The 21,256-nt window shown below is 45.8% G+C and carries 16 protein-coding genes; 8 read left to right on the forward strand and 8 right to left on the reverse strand.

The genetic code is table 11. The annotated features are described in order from the left end of the window. Positions 1-15 precede the first annotated feature (15 nt). The 6 genes from ACH19P_RS10075 (at position 16) to ACH19P_RS10100 (ending at position 9,064) form a co-directional block, all read left to right on the forward strand. The gene (locus tag ACH19P_RS10075; protein WP_462158428.1) at positions 16-1,317 is read left to right on the forward strand and encodes an MFS transporter; all 1,302 of its coding nucleotides are present in this window, start codon (positions 16-18) and stop codon (positions 1,315-1,317) included. 77 nt (positions 1,318-1,394) lie between these two features. After that, the gene (gene pxpB / locus ACH19P_RS10080) at positions 1,395-2,057 is read left to right on the forward strand and encodes a 5-oxoprolinase subunit PxpB (RefSeq protein WP_462158429.1); all 663 of its coding nucleotides are present in this window, start codon (positions 1,395-1,397) and stop codon (positions 2,055-2,057) included. Next, entirely contained in the window at positions 2,057-2,995 is a 939-nt protein-coding gene (locus tag ACH19P_RS10085) for a 5-oxoprolinase subunit C family protein (protein WP_462158430.1), read from the forward strand. The genes pxpB and ACH19P_RS10085 overlap by 1 nt, the downstream gene beginning before the upstream one ends. A 252-nt stretch (positions 2,996-3,247) precedes the next feature. Continuing rightward, positions 3,248-4,915, forward strand: coding sequence for an asparagine synthase B (gene asnB / locus ACH19P_RS10090; protein WP_462158431.1), 1,668 nt, complete (start codon positions 3,248-3,250; stop codon positions 4,913-4,915). A gap of 158 nt (positions 4,916-5,073) precedes the next feature. Next, positions 5,074-7,239 (forward strand): S46 family peptidase, encoded by a 2,166-nt coding sequence (locus tag ACH19P_RS10095; RefSeq protein ID WP_462158432.1) that lies wholly within the window; start codon positions 5,074-5,076, stop codon positions 7,237-7,239. Positions 7,240-7,489: 250 nt separating this feature from the next. Beyond that, entirely contained in the window at positions 7,490-9,064 is a 1,575-nt protein-coding gene (locus tag ACH19P_RS10100; protein WP_462158433.1) for a BCCT family transporter, read from the forward strand. Positions 9,065-9,113: 49 nt separating this feature from the next. On the opposite strand, the gene ACH19P_RS10105 is transcribed toward ACH19P_RS10100, so the two are convergent. The 8 genes from ACH19P_RS10105 to trhO form a co-directional block, all read right to left on the reverse strand. After that, on the reverse strand, positions 9,114-9,821 hold the full coding sequence (locus ACH19P_RS10105) for a 3'-5' exonuclease (protein WP_462158434.1): 708 nt from the start codon (positions 9,819-9,821) through the stop codon (positions 9,114-9,116). Continuing rightward, a complete protein-coding gene (locus tag ACH19P_RS10110; RefSeq protein WP_462158435.1) occupies positions 9,821-11,716 on the reverse strand; it encodes a DUF294 nucleotidyltransferase-like domain-containing protein in 1,896 nt (631 codons plus the stop codon). Before ACH19P_RS10110 ends, ACH19P_RS10105 begins: the two co-directional genes overlap by 1 nt. A 90-nt stretch (positions 11,717-11,806) precedes the next feature. Further along, complete coding sequence (locus ACH19P_RS10115; protein ID WP_462158436.1) at positions 11,807-14,893, reverse strand: efflux RND transporter permease subunit; 3,087 nt, start codon at positions 14,891-14,893, stop codon at positions 11,807-11,809. Positions 14,894-14,895: 2 nt separating this feature from the next. Next, positions 14,896-15,909 (reverse strand): efflux RND transporter periplasmic adaptor subunit, encoded by a 1,014-nt coding sequence (locus ACH19P_RS10120; protein WP_462158437.1) that lies wholly within the window; start codon positions 15,907-15,909, stop codon positions 14,896-14,898. Positions 15,910-16,080: 171 nt separating this feature from the next. Continuing rightward, the gene (locus ACH19P_RS10125) at positions 16,081-16,215 is read right to left on the reverse strand and encodes a hypothetical protein (RefSeq protein ID WP_462158438.1); all 135 of its coding nucleotides are present in this window, start codon (positions 16,213-16,215) and stop codon (positions 16,081-16,083) included. Between the two features lie 89 nt (positions 16,216-16,304). Continuing rightward, positions 16,305-16,634, reverse strand: coding sequence for a hypothetical protein (locus ACH19P_RS10130; RefSeq protein ID WP_462158439.1), 330 nt, complete (start codon positions 16,632-16,634; stop codon positions 16,305-16,307). After that, the gene (locus ACH19P_RS10135; protein ID WP_462158440.1) at positions 16,631-17,791 is read right to left on the reverse strand and encodes a serine hydrolase domain-containing protein; all 1,161 of its coding nucleotides are present in this window, start codon (positions 17,789-17,791) and stop codon (positions 16,631-16,633) included. The genes ACH19P_RS10130 and ACH19P_RS10135 overlap by 4 nt, the downstream gene beginning before the upstream one ends. Before the next feature lie 115 nt (positions 17,792-17,906). Next, positions 17,907-18,893, reverse strand: a complete 987-nt coding sequence (trhO, locus tag ACH19P_RS10140) for an oxygen-dependent tRNA uridine(34) hydroxylase TrhO (RefSeq protein ID WP_462158441.1) — start codon at positions 18,891-18,893, stop codon at positions 17,907-17,909. A gap of 167 nt (positions 18,894-19,060) precedes the next feature. On the opposite strand from trhO, the gene ACH19P_RS10145 reads away from it, so the two are divergent. After that, positions 19,061-20,410, forward strand: a complete 1,350-nt coding sequence (locus ACH19P_RS10145) for a DEAD/DEAH box helicase (protein ID WP_462158442.1) — start codon at positions 19,061-19,063, stop codon at positions 20,408-20,410. Continuing rightward, the gene (locus ACH19P_RS10150) at positions 20,410-21,249 is read left to right on the forward strand and encodes a CvfB family protein (RefSeq protein WP_462158443.1); all 840 of its coding nucleotides are present in this window, start codon (positions 20,410-20,412) and stop codon (positions 21,247-21,249) included. Before ACH19P_RS10145 ends, ACH19P_RS10150 begins: the two co-directional genes overlap by 1 nt. The last annotated feature ends 7 nt before the right edge of the window (positions 21,250-21,256 follow it).

Consider the following 21,256-nt stretch of genomic DNA (forward strand, 5'->3'; position numbering starts at 1 on the left):
TATTCGAATGAGCCTATGAAAAAGAAGCTTAGCCTAGAAGAAATATACAATCGCCTCGCCAATGTCGAGGATGCTCGTGCCTGTAAAGGCATTGATGAAAATGCCTGCACTGCCGTTCCTGGTAATTATGTGACCTTGCTATTTTCACAAATCCTTAGCCAGTTTGGTGACGCGCTACTCAACCCAAAAGTTACGCTGCCGTGGCTGATGCAGGCGCTTCAAGTACCTAGCGCATTTATTGCGTGGCTTGTGCCGATTCGAGAGTCAGGTTCCTTGTTACCGCAACTAGCCATTGCTGACTACGTGCGCACATTAGCCGTTCGCAAATGGGTATGGGTATGTGGTGCGGTTGTCCAGTCGTTGTGTATTTTAGCCATGGTGGCTGTTGGGCTCTTTTTACAAGGCAACACCGCAGGTTACGCCATTATTGCCCTGCTGATTGTTTTTTCACTTGCGCGGGGATTCAATTCTGTAGCCGCGAAGGACGTGCTCGGGAAGGTCATTCCTAAGAAGCAACGTGGCAGTTTATCGGGCTTCGCTGCGAGTGCCGCTGGGCTTGCTACCATTACCTTTGGACTCGGGCTTTGGTATTTTCAGCAACAAGGCGACAAAATTTCTGTGTTATTAGCACTTAGCGCGGGTGCACTGGTATGGCTATTAGCCGCGGCATTTTACGCCAAAATTGACGAGTACCCCGGCGCCACTGAAGGCGGACGCAATGGCTTAAAACACGCGTTGAAAAAAATCAGTTTGTTGAAAGAGGACAAACGCTTTGCCCACTTTGTCATTACGCGCGCTTTGTTGCTGTGCTCAGCATTAAGCGCGCCGTTTTATATTATTGTTGCATCTGAACAAGCTTTTAACTTCTCTTTATTAGCCTTGTTTATGGGATTATCAGGGTTGGCATCCTTGGTTTCTGGGCCAATTTGGGGGCGCTTAAGCGACTTATCCTCAAAACATGTGCTTGTGTTTGCTGCATCCATGGTGAGTGTCAATGGCGTGGTAGTGTATTTAGTGGCGACTTATGCAAACACTCTACTTGCATCATTAGTATTTATGCCGGGTATGTATTTATTGCTCACCATCGCCCATCAAGGAGTGCGATTAGGGCGCAAAACTTATTTGGTTGATATGGCAGAGGGCAATAAACGAACCGATTACGTTGCCGTGAGTAACACTGTAATCGGCGTTTGTTTACTGCTTTTTGGCAGTCTTGGGTTTTTGGGTAACTGGCTCAGTAATGCAGAATTAATTTTAATTTACAGTGTCATGGGCATTGCCGGTGCCGTTAGCGCAATGCTACTGCCCGAAGCATAAAGTATTTTCACACATGGCATCTTGTGGAATAATAAATTACACAACAACACTAAAAACGCTCAGAGGAACAGGCATCCATGTCAGCATCATTTCCAAAGCCGGAGTTCTACGCACTTAACGACACCTGCCTAGTATTAGACTGTGGTGCCCTAAGTGAACTTGCGCACATCCAAAAACAGCGTTTGGTCAACTTCGTTGCTAAACACATGCTGGCTGACAAGGACATCATTGATGCGGTAAGTGCTGATCAAAGCGTAACCCTTTACTGTGATAGCGATGCAGACCTCTTAGCTGTTGAGCGACAATGTCTGAGACTTTGGCAGCAATGTGACGTCACCAGCGTGGTTGGTCAACACCATGTCATTCCAATTATTTATGGTTCAGATGCCGCTTTGGATTTGCCAAAAGTTGCCAAACACTGTGGACTCACCCAATCGCAGATTATCGAGGCTCACTGTAGTGTTAAATATGATGTCGATTTTATCGGATTCCAGCCCGGTTTTGCCTATATGAGTGGGCTGCCTAAAGAAATTCAATTGCCGCGCTTGGACTTACCTAGAACGCTCGTACCCAAAGGGAGTGTCGCCATTGCCGGTGACAAAACCGCAATTTACCCCGCAAACTCCCCTGGTGGCTGGCATATCATAGGGCACACCAACGTCAGTCTGTTTGATGCCAACAGAAACCCTGCGTCGTTGTTCGCTCCTGGTGATACAGTCAGTTTTGTGGAGGAGAGATAATGCTTACAGTCATCAAACCCGGACCACAACTCAGTGTTCAAGACCTCGGTCGTGTCGGTCATCGACATATAGGGATTTCTCAATGTGGCGCCATTGACAGTGATGCACTGCGCATTGCCAATATGCTTGTCGGCAATGACGAAAATGCCCCAGCACTCGAAATAACCTTAGGCATGGCCAAATTAGAATTTCAATCAGCTACGTTATTTGCCCTCAGTGGTGCTGACTTAAGTGCCAATCTAGATGGTAAACGTATCGACGTGGGTTGGTGCTATGAAGCGAGTGCTGGGCAAGTCATCACCTTTGCGACGTCGGCAAAACAACTGCGTTGCTATCTTGCCATAGCGGGCGGATTTGGGTGCGAGCTTATGCTTGGCAGCACAAGCGTAGACATGATGGCGCAGCTTGGCGCCAATAATGGTCAATTATTACAAGCTAACGACATCGTGCCTTATCAAAAAACTACGCGCACACGCACTGCGTGGGGGGCACACCTCCCCCAACGCAAAGGGCCTATACATTTTATTGCCGACCCTCGCCCGCACGGGCTCCAAGCGAACGCTGCAGATCACTTTACTACAGGTTCTTGGTCGGTGTCCGCACAAAGCAATCGTATGGGACTAAGACTGGCCACCGAATATGTAGAACAACGCCTGCAACATAGTTTGAGCATTCGCACTACCGCCGTGTGTCCCGGTACCATTCAAGTACCGCCCAGTGGTGAACCCATCGTGCTACTCAATGACTGCCAAACAACGGGAGGTTATCCCATCCTTGGACAAGTCATTAGTGCAGACTTACCACGCTTGGGACAATATCGCGGGGGTGATGCCCTCACCTTCAAGGCGGTAACAATCGAGGACGCAGTTAAACTCAACCACCAGCACCAAGCTCACTTCAACAGATTACGGATTGCACAAGAGCATATACTGGCGTAAACGTTGGCCACCGCACGTTCCCTTTTGGTGCACACACACAGTGTGATGCACCACACCTAGCTTCAATTAGCCTCCGTTATCGTTTAATATTTCGCCTCACCACCCCGCCTTGCACCAATTTGATGCAATCGTACACTAAGCCGCATCAACTTGGCGCATAAATTTTCCTAATTAAGCGGTGCAAGCCGTGTGACTTAGCATATTTTTTCTGTTACAAATGAGGTGAAGTAATTAGGAATGAGGAAACCTAGTATGTGTTCAATTTTCGGGGTGTTGGATATCAAATCCAGCGTCGAACAGTTGCGAGAACAAGCAATTGATATGTCAAAACTGCTGCGCCACCGTGGCCCAGATTGGTCAGGTGTATACAGCAGCGACAACGCCATTTTAGTGCATGAGCGCTTGGCTATCGTTGGTGTGCAAAGCGGCGCACAGCCACTTTATAATCCACAAAAGACCCATGTACTCGCGGTAAACGGTGAGATTTATAATCACAAACAGCTCGCCGCAGACTTAGATATCGATTTTGAGTTTCAAACACAAAGTGACTGTGAAGTAATTCTTGCCCTTTATGAGCAAAAAGGCAGTCAGTTTTTAGATGATCTTAATGGCATATTTGCGTTTTGCTTGTATGACGAGCAAAAAGATAAATACCTTATTGGTCGCGACCATATTGGAATTGTGCCTTTGTACACAGGGCGAGACGAGCACGGCAACTTTTATGTCGCCAGTGAATTAAAAGCGCTCACTCCTATTTGTAATCACATAGAAGAATTCCCTCCAGGACATTATCTTGACAGTGAAGTAGGCGAATACGTCAGTTACTACCAACGAGATTGGCAACAATTCGATGCAGTACGTGATAACGACGCCAGCCCAGAGGATGTTAAAGCTGGGCTTGAAGCAGCGGTAAAACGCCAGCTAATGTGTGATGTTCCTTACGGTGTCTTGTTATCAGGTGGCCTAGATTCATCCGTTATCTCTGCAATCACACAAAAATTTGCTGCAAAACGTGTTGAAGACAATGACGCCAGCGATGCTTGGTGGCCGCGCTTACATTCATTTTCTATCGGTCTCGAAGGTTCTCCCGATTTAGCCGCTGCGGCAAAAGTAGCCGAGCAAATTGGTACTATTCACCACCCTATTCATTTTACTGTGCAACAGGGTATTGATGCGCTCAAAGAAGTGATTTATCACCTTGAGACTTATGACGTCACAACCGTGCGCGCATCGACACCTATGTACTTAATGGCTCGCCAAATAAAGGCGATGGGCATAAAAATGGTGCTATCTGGTGAAGGGGCTGATGAGTTATTCGGTGGTTATTTGTACTTCCATAAGGCGCCTAACGCACAAGAGTTCCATGAGGAGTTAAACCGAAAAGTCGCTAAATTACATATGTTTGACTGCCTACGCGCGAATAAATCAATGGCGGCGTGGGGTGTTGAAGCGCGAGTTCCCTTCCTTGACAAAGAATTTGTCGACGTTGCTATGCGAATCAATCCCGAAGCAAAGATGTGCAAAGACGGTCGTATCGAGAAACACATCGTGCGTCAGGCGTTTGAAGGTTATCTACCGGATGACGTATTGTGGCGTCAAAAAGAGCAATTTTCAGACGGCGTAGGCTACAACTGGATAGATTCTCTTAAGGAATATGTCGAGCAGCAAGTCAGCGACAGAGACATGCAAAACGCCAATTACAAGTTCCCTGTGAACACGCCTGAAACCAAAGAGGCGTATTTCTATCGCAGCATCTTCGAGCAACACTTCCCAGGTGGCGCGGCAACACGTTGCGTGCCCCATGGTAAGTCGGTTGCCTGCTCTACACCAGAAGCATTGCTGTGGGACGAGTCATTTCAAAATAATGCAGACCCATCTGGGCGCGCTGCAAACATTCATAACGCGGCTTACAAAGCCTAATCATTCATTATCGGTAAAGCACAGCAATCGCTGTGCTTTTTCTCTCATAGCGTAGAATATAATTTACACGCTGAAACATTCTGTAAAGGTAAAAAGTTGCACAGTCTCTTTGTGTGCGCGACACTGCGTCCCGATATAACAATAATCAGGAAGAAACTATGCGTTTATCTATTATCGGCGCTGCGCTACTCGCGTCTACTCTCGCTCCTGCTTTTGCAGATGAAGGTATGTGGCAACCACACCAACTACCAGAATTAGAATCCGTTCTTAAAGAAAAAGGCCTTGAAATAGACCCTAAAAATATTTCAAAGCTTACAGAGTTCCCTATGAACGCAGTGATCAGCTTAGGCGGCTGTACTGCTTCGTTCGTATCTCCAAAGGGCTTGGTAGTGACCAATCATCACTGCGCGTATGGCTCGATTCAATATAATTCAACACCTGAAAACAACATCTTAAAAGATGGTTTCCTTGCTAAAACATTTAACGACGAACTGCCAGCTTCTCCAGGCTCACGTGTGTATGTAACGGAAGAAGTTAAAAACGTAACTGACAAGGTTAACGCAAACTTATCAGACGATATGAATGGTAACGAGCGCTATCTAGCAGTTGAAAATGCTGAGAAAGCACTTGTTGCGGAGTGTGAACAAGATGCGGGTTACCGCTGTAACGTGTACACCTTTCACGGCGGCCTTGAATACTACCTCATTAAGTCGCTGGAAATTCAGGACGTGCGTTTAGTGTACAACCCTGCATTGGGTGTTGGTAAATACGGCGGCGACATCGATAACTGGATGTGGCCACGTCACACAGGTGATTACTCGTTCTATCGCGCTTACGTAAACAAAGACGGTAAACCAGCGCCCTACAGTGAAGACAATGTACCGTTTAGCTCAGATTCTTTCTTAAAAGTTAGCGCTAAAGGTGTTGAAGAAGGTGACTTTGTCATGGTGACTGGTTACCCTGGTCGCACTAACCGTTACCGCACTGCAAGCGAAGTGACGCATCAGTTCACCAGTGTCTACCCTACTGCTAAAGCATATCGCGAACAATCTATTGATATCATAAAAGAAAATTCACCAGAAGGTTCTAAGGCGCGTATCGCTTATGAAAGTACCTTGGCAGGACTTGCGAACTACGCTAAAAACTATGGCGGCATGATCAACTCGTACCAAAAAACGGACATGCAAGAACGCAAAGACAAACTTGCCAATGATTTGAGTACCTGGATCAATGCTGACAAGAAGCGTAAAAAGCAATATGCAAGCGTTCTTAAAGAACTCGATACACTTATTGCGAAATCACAAGCTGACAGCGAGTTAGACCTTATCCTAGGTTACATGGGTCGTAGCGCAATGATGTCAACGGCAAGTCGTTTATATCGTCTTGCCAATGAACAACAACGCCCTGATGCAGAGCGTGAGCCTGGCTTCCAAGACCGTGATATGACACGCTTTAAAGCTGGCATGACAAGCCTTTCTCGCCGTTACGATGACAAAGTCGATATGGCATTATTGGCACACTTTGTTGATTTGTATGCGCAGCTAGACAAAAACGACCGAATTGCTTCTCTTGATAAAGCCCTCGGCTTAGACAAGAAATACAACAAAGACGACATGCACGCGCGCTTAGCGAAGATGTATGAAAACACTTCACTAAACAACGAAGAACAGCGCCTCGGTTGGATGGAAAAATCGGTTGAAGACTTCAAACAAAGTAACGACCCATTCATCGCCTTAGCTGTCGCGACGTATGACGATTTCCAAAAGCGTGAGCAAGAGAAGAAAATGCTCAGTGGTGAATTGAGTGCGATTCGCCCGCAGTACATGGCCGCGATTATCGCCTACAATAAAGAGCAAGGCTTGCCTGTATATGCCGATGCCAACAGTACGTTGCGTGTAACTTACGGTACGGTTAAAGGCTATACCCCCCGTGATGCGGTGACATACACCCCATTCACGACGCTTGAAGGCATTAGCGAAAAGTACACAGGGGTAGAACCATTTGACGCACCAAAAGCGCAAATGGAGAAAATCGCTGAAAAAGTTTACGGCTCATACAAAGTGAAAGAATTAGACTCGGTACCCGTTAACTTCCTAAGTACTGTTGATACCACAGGCGGTAACTCCGGCTCTCCTACTCTAAACGGAAGAGCTGAATTGGTTGGTCTGCTGTTTGACGGTGTCAGCGAGAGCATTATTGGTGATTGGGATTATGACCCAAGCCTCAATCGTTCAATCCACGTAGATACTCGCTACATGTTGTGGCTCATGGAAAATGTCGATAATGCCCAGAATCTTATCGAGGAAATGGACATTGTAAAATAGTTTCACTAGAAATAATTTAAATTTTAAAGAGACGTTCTTGAACGTCTCTTTTTTTTGCCTCGTATATACTAATTATGCGCACAAATTCAGCAATCGTTTAGTTTGCAATTTACATTTATGTATAAATCTCTAAACTATTGTACTTATAACGGGGTCTATTTTAGTTAGTCTACGAACTTTTCTTTGTTGTTGTTGGATTAACTCAACTAGGTCTTTCTTGCAATATATGGCAACTAACCTAGAGGTATACATGAGTGAGCATCATGACAAGTACAGTATAGAAAATACGGATTACACCGTTGGCCAAGACAACATTCAAAAATGGGGGTTTGATGTCCATAACCCTGTATTCGGCACCAGTGCCGCACTGATAATTCTTTTCTTAGTTGCCATTTTGGTAACCGAACCTGACACCGCAAAAGCTGCCCTAGATGGTATCAAGTGGGATATCATCAACAACTTCGATGCTGTGTTCATGTGGTCAGCAAATCTATTTGTGGTGTTTTGTTTAGTGCTTATTGTCTCTCCATGGGGAAAGATCACACTCGGTGGGCAAGACGCCGTTCCTTCACACTCACGCATTTCTTGGCTTGCCATGCTGTTTGCGGCCGGTATGGGCATCGGCTTAATGTTTTGGGGTGTAGCTGAACCTGTGGCTTATTTTACAGGCTGGTACGAAACGCCACTTGGGGTAGAAGCAAATAGCCCTGAAGCAGCCAAAGCAGCGATGGGCGCAACCATGTTTCATTGGGGCCTCCACCCATGGGCAATATACGCAGTGGTCGCATTATCTTTAGCCTTTTTCTCTTATAACAAAGGCTTACCCTTATCTATCCGCTCTATTTTTTATCCGTTACTTGGTGATAGAGCATGGGGATGGCCAGGCCATATTATCGATATCTTAGCGGTTTTGGCGACCTTATTTGGTCTGGCTACCTCTCTAGGATTGGGCGCGCAACAAGCATCAGCAGGATTTAATCATGTATTTGGTACCCAGGGCGGCATTGGCCTTCAGATTGGCGTTATCGCGGGTGTAACACTGCTTGCTATCATTTCTGTCGTGCGTGGTATCGACGGTGGTGTTAAAGTCCTGAGTAACCTCAACATGGGCTTGGCATTTTTACTTTTAATATTCGTCGCGCTAGTAGGTTTTGCTGCAGCGGTTGGCAACCTCCCCAATACCTTGATGGGTTATGTAGAAAATATCATTCCACTGAGTAACCCACATGGGCGCGAGGATGAGACTTGGATGCATGCTTGGACCGTTTTCTATTGGGCTTGGTGGATTTCTTGGTCACCGTTTGTCGGTATGTTTATCGCTCGTGTGTCTAAGGGACGTACGATTCGTGAATTCCTTATCGCAGTGCTATTGATTCCCACTGTGGTTACGGCTTTATGGATGTCCATTTACGGTGGTATTGCCATTGATCAAATCATAAATGGCGTTGGAACACTTGGCGAGAAAGGCTTAACAGACGTACCTTTAGCAATGTTCCGAATGTTTGATGCCCTGCCAATGACAAACATCTTGTCATTTATCGCCATTGTTTTGGTACTCGTGTTCTTTATCACCTCATCGGACTCAGGTTCGTTGGTGATCGATTCCATTACCGCGGGCGGTAAAGTGGATGCGCCCGTGCCACAACGTATCTTTTGGGCCACGATTGAAGGTGCTATCGCCGCGGCACTACTGTGGATAGGTGGTAAAGAAGCAATTGAAGCGCTGCAGGCTGGCGCTGTGTCTACTGGTTTGCCTTTTACTATCGTACTGATACTTATGTGTATTAGCCTTGTATTAGGGCTTCGCACCGAGCCTAGAACATAGCCCTTTGTTTAATTGCAAAAAGCGCCGCACTCTGCGGCGTTTTTTCTAGCTAAATCCACAATTGTTGGATTGGCGTATCACTTCGATAATGATATGCCAGTTGTGCCTGTAAAAGCTCAGCCGTTGCTAAGGCATCGGTCATCGCATTATGAGCACCATAACTCGGTAGGTTATAGCGCGTTCTGCAATCCCCTAAACGCAGCGACCCCAACTTTTGCCTCAATAGCTTTCCAAACAATCCGCGGCGCACGGTCAATGCGCGACGTTCCAGTTCCATGGTATCGACAACTGCAAACTCAACCCCTTCACCAATTCGATTTAATAAAGCATTTGCTAAAAAGGGACGTTCGATTTCCTGATAATGAACAACAACCACTTTACCTTTAATTGCCTGGAATAGCTCAGGAATGAGCGCGCTCAAATCTGGTGCGCCTTCGATTTCAGAATGAGTGATACCATGGATCACGATAGATTCTGATGCCAATCTTTGTGTTGGATTTAATAGCCAGTGACGTGAGTTATTACAAAAGATACGTCTCCAATTAAATGGCACCAATCCAATGCTCACGATGTCATCCTTAAGACTATCTAACCCTGTTGTCTCAAAGTCCATAGCAACGAATTGAACCTCACTTACCGCCGTGTTTGGTGTTGTATTGTTGGCACAATAGAAATCTCTAAGAACTGGACTAATCGCAGTCTTGGCTAATTCATGATAGCGCGATTGCCAATCTAGATTTTGAGGCTTCGAGAACACTAGTTGATTCCAGTATTAGTTTGATATTTGAATTTCAAAAAGCTTTGCGCCTTTTCCAATATCGCAAACGCCTCTTTTAGGTTGCGCTGTTCAAAAGGTGATAGTAGGTTTGGGTCTAGGCTGTTGTCGGGTTGTTCACCCTGCTCTATTTGCCAGGCTTGATGGCGTATTCGAGTCATCGCTATGTATTCAAGTGCGTCTCGTAAATCTTGCGCTTTGCCCGGCGGGAGCAAATTGGCATCTATGATGTCTTCTAAACGTTCAAATGAGTTCTGTTTGCGAGATCCAACTGCCAACGCATGCACACGAATGACATCACTTAATGGCGCGGTTCCTCTGCGCTTTAAATTCATAGACCGTTTGTGTTCACCATCGTGCTCTAAAACAAAACCTTTAAAGAACCCAAGTGGTGGCGTTCGATTACGAGCATTTGTTGCCAAGTTGGCAAGGAAACGCTTGTTCGCACGTCCTTGGGTAGCGATAAACGCTTTCAATTCATCCGCCCATTTTACTTTACCCCAAACGCCATCTAAGTCGAAAAATATAGAGCTATGCAGCAATGCTTGGGGTTTTGGCTCGGCTATCCACGACGCAAATGTTTCCTTCCACTCGCTGCGCGTTAACCGCCATTTTTTAAATGACGCCATAATCTCACCTTCACAATATGCATAACCGCATTGTGCAAGGCCATCACACACAAAATCGGCCAGCTGCTGAAAATATTCACCGTGCTGGGCGTCATCATAACTGTCATCTAATATAAGGGCGTTGTCCTGATCGGTGACAATCAGTTGCTCATCGCGCGCCATTGACCCTAACGCAATAAAACAGTACGGAACGGGCGGCGGACCAAGTTGTTCTTGTGCCAACGCTAAAAGCTTTTGTTTAAAGGTTCTGCCTATGACTGCCATTGCAGTGCCGACCATATGAGAATTCGCATCTTCATTGACCATACGTACAAAAACATTGGGCAATTGATTAGCATAGTGAGTGAGGTCTTCTACACTTTGTTGAGCTAAAATGCCACGAACTAATAACAAACTGCTTTGAGACTCGTAGCGCAAAATGTCGGACAGAGTAATAACACCAATAGGCTTGCGTTTGTGGATAATTGGTAAATGATGTTGGCCTTCGCGCAACATGGCTAAGACAGCCTCAAAGACATAGCTGTTAGCGTCAAGTAAGATCGGTTCTGTCGTCATCACTTCGCCCGCAGTGATGCTCAATGTTCTCCCCTGTGCAACGACCTTAGAACGGATATCACGGTCTGTTATGATTCCGACGACTTGGCCATCATCTTCGTCTGGATCGTTACTGATTGGTTTATCCGGATCGGTAACCAAGACGCTCGACGTGTGTTCCTCAGTCATTAACGTTGCAACTGCTTGTATTGAGGCGTTCACCGTCACGGTGACGACATCACGATGTAACAGTGATTTGACTTTCGCTGTCGTCAAATCGTTGCTGTCAGCATGCTCTGCAACAGCTTGATGTAGCCTAACATTTCCTTCTGCTTCAAAGTAGTCTGCAAACGCTTCATGCTTATCACAGTACTCACTAAAGAGGTCGGCATCGATGCAATAAACTAAGGTATCCTCAATTGCGGTAACAGGAAAGCGAACCTTACGGTTCATTAATAAGCCCATTTGTCCAAATATGCCGCCACTATCCATACGATTATAAAGTTCACCGCTACGCCGATAGGACTCAACCGCTCCAGAGCGGATGACATACAAGTCGTCGATGTCTTCACCGTAATGTAAAATTTCAGTGCCACCACGGTAGTAAGCAACTTCGACCTGCGTAGCAAGATTGACTAGTGCGTCTTGTGGTAATTCATCAAAGGGAGAATGCCCGCTCAGGAATTGCACTATCTCCAACTGTTCAACTTGCATGAAGTTGTCCCTAAACTAGTGCTAATAGATTGAAGCTTAATATAAAAGTAAGTAAAAAAAAATGTCCGCTCACATTAGCGGACATCTTGATTAGTTTACTTCGGACAATTCCGACGCCAGTTTTTTACTTTCATCAGCTCTGGGGGCAGTGAAACGTGCTAGGCCGAGATACACAACTGGTGTTAAGAATAAGGTGAACAATACGGCCAACGCCAACCCACCGAATACAACCCAACCAATAGCATTACGAGCTTCTGCACCCGCTCCGGTTGATAGAATTAAAGGTAAGGCGCCTAACAGAGTTGATACCAAGGTCATAGCAATAGGTCGAAGGCGAACAAGTGCGGCTTGCTCTACAGCTTCTCTTACTGCATGGCCTCGGTCACGGAGTTGATCGGCAAACTCCACCAGTAATATCGCATTTTTGGCTATCAAGCCTATCAGCATCACCAAACCAATCTGCGAAAAGATATTGAGTGATGTACCCGTTAAATAAAGCGCTAGAATTGCACTGGTTATACCGAAAGGTACTGTAATCATCACCACGATGGCGCTATTGACGCTTTCGAACTGCGCCGCCAACACTAACAAAACAATGATGAACGCCAACACATAAGTGAGTAATACTTCATTTGCGGTTTCTTCAAAGGTCAGGGCTTCGCCCTTAAATGCCAAAGTTACGCTAGCTGGTAAGTTGTCCTGCGCCAAATCACGTAGTTGGCTTACTAAATCGGCCATGCTCATGTTCGGTGGAAGTTCCATATCCACTTCGATGGCTCTGCGCTGAGCGTGACGTTCCAATTCAGCCGCAACTCCCTCTTCACTGATGGTCGCCACAGAGCTTAGTGGCACCAACATACCATTTGCACCACCCACGTATAGATTAGCTAGATCTGTTGGTGAGTTAATGACGCGATTTTGTGCCTGTAACATAATAGGAATGGACTGATCGCCTACGTTCAAATCAGCGATATCGTCACCATTGATAGCCGAACGCAACGTGATTGCTATATCACTGAGCGAAACACCCAGCTCTTTTGCGCGTCTGCGGTCTATGTTGACTCGCAATTGTGGTTGTGACGGTTGGTAGGAAATACGCACGGGGGCGACTTCAGGAATTGTAGCTTCCACGACTTTAGCAAAATCCTGAGCAGCGGCAAAAATCGCTTTGTAGTCTTGGCCTAACAAAGCGAGCTCAACACCGCCGCCTTGTCCACGCAGGTTTAAACTATTTGAGCCAAACGCACGTGCCGGTGCGCCAGGAATGTCTCCAAGCGGCCCACGAATTTTATTAATGATTTCTTGCTGTGAAAAATGCCTTTCGTGCCAATGCTTGAGCGGCACCGTGATAAATACAATATTCGGGTCCCATTGCCCCACCACAGTGTAAATAGATTCTATTTCGCCGCTTTGTACATAGGGTAGCAAGATATCTTCCATTTTTTGTGCTTGCCTATCCATGAAATTAAGGCCAACCCCATCTGGCCCACGGGCAAAGATACGAATTTTTCCGCGGTCCTCGCTAGGCAATAACTCATTCTCTAGTTGCGTGTATAAAGCACCTGAGGCGAGCGCCACTAACACGCATGCTGCAAACACCATCCAAGCATGGTCAAGCACCTTGGTGATACACCATTTATATACGTTGGCTAACGTGTGCCCTAACCCCGAAAAAATATGACTGCCCCCGGATTTGAGCTTCAGTTTGGAGGTTAGTGCAGGCACCAGCGATAGCGCCACAAAACTGGATATAATCACCGCCCCTGCGAGTACCCCACCAAACTCTCGGAATAATCGCCCTGCGGTTGACGGTAAGAATGCTATAGGCACAAACACAGCCGCTAGCACTGCGGTTGTTGCGACCACAGCGAAAAACACTTCACGCGTGCCGATAACTGCAGCAGCACGTCTTCCCAAACCGAAGCTGCGTTGACGTTGGATGTTTTCACTGACCACGATGGCATCATCGACAATCAAACCGGTGGCCAACACTAAGGCCAAAAGGGTCAGAATATTAATGGAAAAGCCCAAGGCCCAAATCAACGCTAAGGAACCAATAAGCGCTACGGGTATTGCAAATGCAGGCACTAAGGTTGCGCGCCATGAACCAATGAATACCCACAGGGTGATGACTACTAGCACAATGGTTAACGCTAAAGAATTCAGTACCTCATCCACTGAGCTGCGAATAAACTGGGCGTCGTCTGATGTCAGGGTAAATTCCATTTCCGGGAAGCGTTCGCGCAAGCGCTCCATCAACATCAAAACCTCATCTGAGATTTCAATGGTGTTTGACTGCGCCTGACGAATGACTTCCATCCCAATAACTGGCTTGCCATCGAGTCGCACCATAGAACGAGGGTCAGCTGGACCAAAATACACTGATGCAATATCAGCAACGTACGTATCACCTCTGACGATAATATCGCCGACTTGCTCAGCGTTGATAGATGTTGCGTCGGCTCTGACTATCAATTGCTGATCATTTGATTTCAAACTACCCGCAGGCACGTCAAAAGGCGCCTGTCGCAACGCATCCGCTACGTCAGGTACAGTGAGGTTAAAACTACTCAGTTTGAGTGGGTCAATGCGCACTCTTAACACACGCTCACGATCGCCATTGAGGCGCACATCAGCCACACCAGGTATGGTCAAAAATTGTGGCGCTAAATCAACTTCAACCCTCTCAGTGAGTGCTTCGAGTGATAACGTTTCGCTACTGACCGTCATCGATACCACCGCTTCAGCATCGTTGTCAGCTTTTATAATAGAGACCCGTTCAACTTCTTCAGGTAACTCGCGTTGCACCCGAGATACCGACTCTCGGGTCTCATTGGCTGCGTCGTCGAGATTCACACCTGGTCGGAACTCGACCACGATACGGCTACTGCCTTCTTCGCTTTGTGCCCGAATAGATTTAACGCCGCTGACTCGTGCAACCGCACCTTCGAGTTTGCTTGTCACCTCAGTATCTACAGTTTCGGGGGATCCTCCGGGGAAAGACGCTGATACGGTAATTCGTGGACGATCAACATCCGGTAATTCACGCACTTCAACGCCTGCAATAGCTGCAATACCCGCGATGATGATCAGCAAGTTGAGCACAACAATAAGTACAGGTCGACGAATGGCCATCGATGGCAAATCGTGCATTTGTTGTGATGATTGTTCACTCATTGTTAGTACTCCTGAGCAATCTGGATTTGCTCAAAGGCAACTTCTTGATTAGGTCTTAGCCTTTGTATTCCCTCAACAATAAGTAATTCTCCTGGCGCTAAGTCGCCACTGACGAGTAATCGCCCAGATAAACGCTGTGCGATGTTTACGTCAACGCGTGTTGCGACGTTGTCGACGCTCTTCCAAACGTAAGGGCCTGTGGCTCCCCACAACATCGCCGCCTCTGGCACGACAGCATATTGCGCGCCTTTCATTTCCAAATAAACACGAAAACTCATTCCGGGAAGGACAGTATTATCCTGATTATCTATTTTTGCTTTTACACGGATGGTGCGATTTTGAGGGTCTATTCTTGAGTCGATCTGGGCGATGCTTGCTCTTACTTTGTCAGCGCCCTGCCAAGGCTCGACGCTCACTTGTGTACCACCGCGCAGCATAGCAAGAGCTGCCTCTGGAGCGTTAAAATTAACGTATAGCGCACGAGTGTCATCAATACTGGCTATTGCGGTTTGTTCTGTGATTCGGTCGCCCACTTCAACATCGGTGAGTCCCATTACACCACTAAAAGGGGCTCTAACTGTTCTATCTTCAAGTTCCGCTTGGGCCTTGACCACCAATACTTTGGCTAGGTCTCTGGCTGTCAGGGCATCGTCTAATTCACTTTTTGGAATAGCGCCTTTGTCATAACTATTTTTTAAACGGGCTAAGGTTCGCTCGGCATCAGCTAAACGAATTTGTGCTTCATCGAGTGCCGCTTTTTGTTGGCGAGCGTCTAATTCAACCAAAGAGTCACCTTCTTTGACCTCTTGCCCAGGGGTAAAGTGCACAGCGGTGACTCTATCCCCTACCGCAGGATAGAGCATCACAGAGCGAACAGCTTGCGCGCTGCCAACAGCCTGCACCTGTTGCTGACTACTTTCTGTTACCACCTGCTGAACAACCACACTCGTTGCCTTGGCTGACGCAATGGGAGTACTGACGAGGAATGTTAAAGATAAAAGTACGAATAAACGCAATGTACACCACCCTGTAGAGATAATTCGTAAAAAGTTTTGTAAATCAATTGTGACTATACGTAGTGTAACAGGCCTGTGATCAGCTTGGATTTATACGCACGTTCAAATCACATGACTGTGCGATAGATTGCAGAGAGTGAATTAAGAGTGGTTTGTTTGTTGCAACAATAATCAAGTTTGTGGTTTGTCTAGCACCCCTTTGTTGTGCAGTTGGCGCTCTAGACGGGTGAGTTTTGAAAAGGTGATTAGCCCAAAGGTCATGCCTAGCGTGCCGAATGTCATCCCCATGATTGCAATGGCTTCCATATAACCTCCAAAAAGTAGTTACTATGTATTTCAGTGTCTAAAGGTAGTTTGCAATATACATAAGCGCCAAATATGACCCTTGTATGCACCTATTCTTGCTTTGTCAGTGTTACGCCATCCACCGTCATTACCCATTTCCCATCGATTAATTGGGGGGTCTGGCTAACAACAAAACGAGTATCAAAAAAGCCAATACCAACGATGAAGTCATCTCCTTCAAAGGCTTTTAAGGGCGCATTGATTGTCGTTCTACCGCCATTTTTAATGCGTTCGTAATCCACCGTGCCGTCACTAACAATCAATAGACGCATCTCAGGACTGGTCCAAAAGCCAACATAAGCCTTTTTATCTTCAGGTAAAGGTTTTGAGCAACCGCTTAACAACAGTATTAAGAATATGACTACACTCGCTCTTATCATCGCGACTCTCCTTGTTTGTTGAGTACTTCTGCAAATACCAAATCTCGTATCTCCTTATAAGCACCGAATACTTTGTCATTTGATACGTCATTACACATCAAGCTAAACGATAACTTAAGTTCTGGATAACGAGCAAAGTAGGTAGATGTACCCAGCCAACCTCCGGAGTGAGCATATTCAGTAACCCCTTGGTATTGTTTTACAAATTGACCATTGGCATAGCTGACTTCGGCGGCCGGTTTTAAAGATTCATTAGCGGTATTCATCATTGCGATAAGGGCTATTGGGTCTTGGCCAAGTTGTGGTTCATTGAAGTGTTTATTCCACAGCAGCATGTCATCCAAATTTGTATGTAAACCGCCATCGCCTACCCAAAACAAGTTAGTCATGTCTGTAACATACTCGCCATTGTCATTTTTTTTGTACCCTGAGGCACGATTTTTAACAATCTCGACGGGGTTATCACTGAAGAATGTGTGTGACATGCCCAGCGGTTTGAACATAAATTCGTCGCTAAATTGGCGAAGCGATTTCCCTGATACTTCTTCTACCACCATAGCTAACAAAAAATAGGCAAGGTTTGAGTAGCTAAACTCCGTGTTTGGCTCCAAAGCGAGCGGTACCGTTTTAACCACTTCATAAAATTCGTCAATCGTTAAGTAATCTTCATTGCCGAGGCGGAAATGCCCGCCTGCTGCAGACTTTAACTCAATAGCTTGCTCGCTTTTCTCACCCTCAAATGACGGCGCGATAAGGTCGTAATCTCCCATGCCCGCAACATGGTCTAGCATTTGGCGCACCGTTACTTTTGCTTGGTATTTCGGTAAATCTGGGATATAGGTATGAATATCTTTGTCTAAGTCAATATGACCTTGCTGGGCAAGGATCAACACCGCCATTGCTGTGAACTGTTTAGAAACCGACGCCATACGATGTACTTGATTGCCATCGAGTGGCACACCTAACTCTAAATTAGCTAATCCATATCCTGCTTTATGAATAAATTCATTGTTATGTATTATCCCTAAATTACAGCCGGGTGCTGAGGGGGTGATAGCACTATTCATTAATGTGTCAATCTGCTCACTCATAGGAATAGAGCTGGCACTAACATGCAACGCCATTAGCATGCTAACAATACTCAGTGTCGTTTTCATAATTTCCCTATTTCTAACTAGCTAGTTTCTTTAACCTTGAGTTCAAGGGTATGCGGTAGGTATAAAAAAAGGAAGCAATTAATGCTTCCTCTTTCATCGTATTGTGGATGATAACTTATTTGTTAGCAGCGCGTTGTTGCTCTTTAAGCTGCTGCTTGAGTTCTTTTCGCTTATGAAGCATCTCTTGCGCTTCATGACCGATATGGCCTTCACCGCGCTCTTTCGCCAACTCGATTTGCTTTTGACGTTCAGCAAAACGTGCGCGCTGCTCATCAGTCACATTTTCGTGACAATGATGACAAGAAACGCCCTGCATGTACTCAGGCTTTTGCTTATCATCTTCAGTAATTGGCATACGACATGCGTGGCATTGGTCGTATTGGCCTTTGTTAAGGTCGTGGTCAACTGCAACTCGGTTATCAAAAACAAAGCATTCACCTTCCCACATGGTTTCTTCTTTTGGCACTTCTTCTAAGTACTTCAAGATACCGCCTTCAAGGTGATACACCTCTTCGAAGCCTTGCTCTTTCATATAAGCAGTCGACTTTTCACAACGAATACCGCCAGTGCAGAACATAGCTACTTTCTTGTGCTTTTTAGGGTCTAAGTTTTGCTCAGCCCAATTTGGGAATTCACGGAAGGTTTTAGTCTTCGGGTCAACCGCGTTCTTGAACGTGCCGATTTCAATCTCATAATCGTTACGAGTATCAACCAATACAACGTCTGGATCGCTAATTAGCGCATTCCAATCTTTTGGCTTCACATACGTACCAACGACTTCACGAGGATCGATGCCCTCAACGCCCATGGTCACAATTTCTTTTTTCAGTTTTACCTTAGTGCGGTAGAACGGACACTCTTCATCGAATGACTCTTTTGTGACGATGTTATCAAGGTTAGGCTGTTTATCTAGCCATGCTAATACCGCATCAATACCTTCACGCTTACCAGCGACTGTACCATTAATACCCTCACTCGCTAGCAATAGCGTACCGCGTACGTCATGCTCAAGCATAACATCAAGAAGAGGTTGGCGAATTTGTTCAAAATTTGGGAGCGCGACAAACTTGTACAGCGCACACACGACGTATTGTTGTGACATTGAAGTACCTTTTAAGTGCTTTTAACTAAACCGAATCGCAAATCCGGCGCATTAGGGACGCGTATTTTACTGAATATGGTGAAAAACGCAAAATTTGCTGCCAGCCTAAGGTAGCAATACGTTATAATACCCCTGTAATAACTGTAATTTTTTATTGGAGAGTGAATTTGCAATTTAGTGATTTGGGTATCGATACTCGTTTGTGCGCACAAATGACACACCAAGGTATTACCACACCCACCGATATCCAAGCCCAAGCGATTCCCCTAGCATTGGCTGGACATGACTTATTTGCGCAATCTAAAACTGGCTCAGGTAAGACCTTGGCGTTTTTGTTGCCTGCCGTCCAGCGAGTGATCAAACAAAAGGCGCTTTCAAAGCGCGATCCGCGTGTTTTGATTGTTACACCAACACGAGAGCTGGCAACACAAGTTCATGCTCAATTACGCCTGCTGATTGCCGGAACAGCACTGAGCGCAGTCAAAATTCTTGGCGGAGAAAATTATAATGACCAGGTCAAAGCATTACGTAAAGACCCTCATTTTGTTGTTGGTACGCCTGGTCGTATAGCAGACCATTTAGAAGATCGCTCTTTGCATTTAAGTGGTCTAGAGATGCTTATTTTCGATGAAGCAGACCGAATACTCGATTTGGGTTTCAGTGAACAAGTTGAGTTGATCAATAAAAGCGCCGACCACAGATTGCGCCAAAGTCTGCTGTTTTCAGCCACTCTTGAGCACGCTCAAGTAGGTGCACTATCGCGTAATTTATTAAAAAACCCAAAAGGCGTGAGCATAAGCGCTGCGACAGATGAGCACAGTGATATTAGTCAGCGCCTCTATTTAGCTGATCATCTCGATCACAAAGAAGCGCTATTAGACCATTTGCTAAGCAATGAAGAAGGCTTAGGTCAATGCATTATCTTCACCGCGACGCGAGAAGATACGCAACGTCTGTGCGACAAAGTCACTGCACATGGCCTTAAAGCGGTTGCCTTAGAAGGCACCATGGCGCAAAACAAGCGCTTAGAAATCATGGACAGCTTTAGTCGTGGTTTGTATCAAGTACTTATTACCACCGACGTTGCATCTCGTGGACTTGACTTGCTTAACGTTACTCACGTTATTAACTTCGATTTGCCAAAGAATGCAGAAGAATATATCCACCGTATCGGCCGCACCGGTCGCGCTGGCTTTAAAGGTTTTGCTATCTCCCTTGTCGGTCCGAAAGATTGGCAGAGTTATTTGGCAATTAACCAGTTTATGCGCCGCCCTCTTCCATTTAGCGAAATTGACGGTTTGGTAGGTAAATTCAAGGGCTTTACTCAACCTAAACCCAAGAAACCTGCCACAGACAAAGCAAAGTCTGGGGAACCTAAACGTATTAAAAGCAATCAACAAGCTAAACACAAACGTCGCGGTAAAATGACTAAAAAGCCTATAGCTGCACCGTTTGACCCGAATGTCATGGGCACGTTAAAACGTAAGCCAAAACCAATGTCGGATGAGGAAGAATAATGAGCAGTTTAGGACAATGGCAAACATTGTTTGTTGATGAAGTCGCTGGCGAAGGTGTTTACTTGCGCAGTACCGATTTGGGTGAAGTTTTCTTACCTGCCGAACAAGCACCGGATGAAATCGAAGAAGGCGACAGTTTAAGTGTATTTGTTTATTTAGATAGCATGGGCCACCCTACCGCTACGCGCACAAAACCGCGCGCTCAAGTAGGTGATTTTGCTTTGCTTCAAGTTAAACAAGTCAACAAAGTTGGCGCATTTTTAGATTGGGGTTTAGAGAAAGACTTGCTAGTGCCCTTCAATGAGCAAAAACCACGAATGCAGCCAGAACGCAGCTACCTTGTGAAGCTGTACTTGGATAACGCGTCAAAACGAATCTGTGCATCGAGCAATTTAAACAAATTTGTTGGGCGAGCTAAGCCAGAATATAAATCTGGTGATGTCGTTGAAGTTATTGTTGCTGGTAAGACCGATCTTGGCTTCAAAGTGATAGTCGATGAGCTACATTGGGGTTTGATTTTCCACAATCGAGTTCATCGCAACCTATTTGTCGGCCAACGATTGAGTGCTTTTGTACAAAATTGCCGTGAAGATGGCAAAGTTGATATCGTGCTAGAAGCCCCTGGCATGGCTAAAATTGATCCATTAAAGCAACAAATTCTCGACGAATTGAATGCACGAGGCGGTATTGTACCCTTAGGTGATAAGTCTGCTCCAGATGCTATAAAGCGAATGTTTTCAACCTCTAAAGCAAACTACAAAAAGGCCATCGGGGGGTTGTTTAAAGATGGGGTCATTGATATCGAAGCCACACAAATAAAATTAAAAACGCGACCTTAGTGTCGCG

It is taken from the genome of Pseudoalteromonas sp. GB56 (assembly GCF_054923835.1).

Bases quoted from the DNA above. Each gene is read 5' to 3' on its own strand.
- ACH19P_RS10075 (WP_462158428.1), top strand. From the start codon at position 16: ATGAAAAAGAAGCTTAGCCTAGAAGAAATATACAATCGCCTCGCCAAT.
- pxpB (WP_462158429.1), top strand. From the start codon at position 1,395: ATGTCAGCATCATTTCCAAAGCCGGAGTTCTACGCACTTAACGACACC.
- ACH19P_RS10085 (WP_462158430.1), top strand. From the start codon at position 2,057: ATGCTTACAGTCATCAAACCCGGACCACAACTCAGTGTTCAAGACCTC.
- asnB (WP_462158431.1), top strand. From the start codon at position 3,248: ATGTGTTCAATTTTCGGGGTGTTGGATATCAAATCCAGCGTCGAACAG.
- ACH19P_RS10095 (WP_462158432.1), top strand. From the start codon at position 5,074: ATGCGTTTATCTATTATCGGCGCTGCGCTACTCGCGTCTACTCTCGCT.
- ACH19P_RS10100 (WP_462158433.1), top strand. From the start codon at position 7,490: ATGAGTGAGCATCATGACAAGTACAGTATAGAAAATACGGATTACACC.
- ACH19P_RS10110 (WP_462158435.1), bottom strand. From the start codon at position 11,716: ATGCAAGTTGAACAGTTGGAGATAGTGCAATTCCTGAGCGGGCATTCT.
- ACH19P_RS10115 (WP_462158436.1), bottom strand. From the start codon at position 14,893: ATGAGTGAACAATCATCACAACAAATGCACGATTTGCCATCGATGGCC.
- ACH19P_RS10125 (WP_462158438.1), bottom strand. From the start codon at position 16,215: ATGGAAGCCATTGCAATCATGGGGATGACATTCGGCACGCTAGGCATG.
- ACH19P_RS10130 (WP_462158439.1), bottom strand. From the start codon at position 16,634: ATGATAAGAGCGAGTGTAGTCATATTCTTAATACTGTTGTTAAGCGGT.
- ACH19P_RS10135 (WP_462158440.1), bottom strand. From the start codon at position 17,791: ATGAAAACGACACTGAGTATTGTTAGCATGCTAATGGCGTTGCATGTT.
- trhO (WP_462158441.1), bottom strand. From the start codon at position 18,893: ATGTCACAACAATACGTCGTGTGTGCGCTGTACAAGTTTGTCGCGCTC.
- ACH19P_RS10150 (WP_462158443.1), top strand. From the start codon at position 20,410: ATGAGCAGTTTAGGACAATGGCAAACATTGTTTGTTGATGAAGTCGCT.